2 pseudogenes are annotated in these 529 nt (G+C 64.1%); one reads left to right on the forward strand and one right to left on the reverse strand.

Going from position 1 to position 529, the window contains the following annotated elements:
- A pseudogene (locus R5H32_RS20935) lies at positions 1-80 on the reverse strand (IS6 family transposase); the annotation flags it as partial.
- A 112-nt stretch (positions 81-192) separates the two neighbouring features.
- Here R5H32_RS20935 and R5H32_RS20940 point away from each other — a divergent pair.
- Positions 193-429: pseudogene (locus R5H32_RS20940) on the forward strand (DUF3489 domain-containing protein).
- Positions 430-529 lie beyond the last annotated feature (100 nt).

Consider the following 529-nt stretch of genomic DNA (forward strand, 5'->3'; position numbering starts at 1 on the left):
AAGCGCACGTACATCATCACCGCCAGGCGGATGATCTCGCGGCTCGTCTTGAAGTATTTGAACGGGCCAGGTTTCGACATCAAGCGACGCTAGTCGGCGCCCTGCCTCGCCGCAAGCCAGGTTCCTCTGACACCGCCAGCCATCGGATTGTCGCCGGCCGAGATCCGCAACCGGCTGGACCGGCGCTACCCGGTGGCCACCGAGCCCACGCCCAGCGCACCGCGTGCGGGAACCAAACAGGCCCGGCTGATCGAGATGCTTTCCGTACCGGGTGGCGCGACCGTCGCCGAGATCTCCGAGGCTAACGGTTGGTAGCCTCACACGGTGCGCGGTACAATATCGGGCGCGCTGCGCAAGAAGCTAGGGCTCGACGTGATCTCGGAGACGACCGAGGAACGCGGTCGCGTCTACCGATTTCCCTCGAGTTGACCGCAACGCCCGCGATGATCGTTCACCGCCGGCTATCGTGGCCAAGACCGAGAAACGCTTCCGACCAGCGATACCAAGAAGGATTGCGTCGTGGTCTGAG

It is taken from the genome of Defluviimonas sp. D31, assembly GCF_033436765.1.
Classification (GTDB): domain Bacteria; phylum Pseudomonadota; class Alphaproteobacteria; order Rhodobacterales; family Rhodobacteraceae; genus Albidovulum.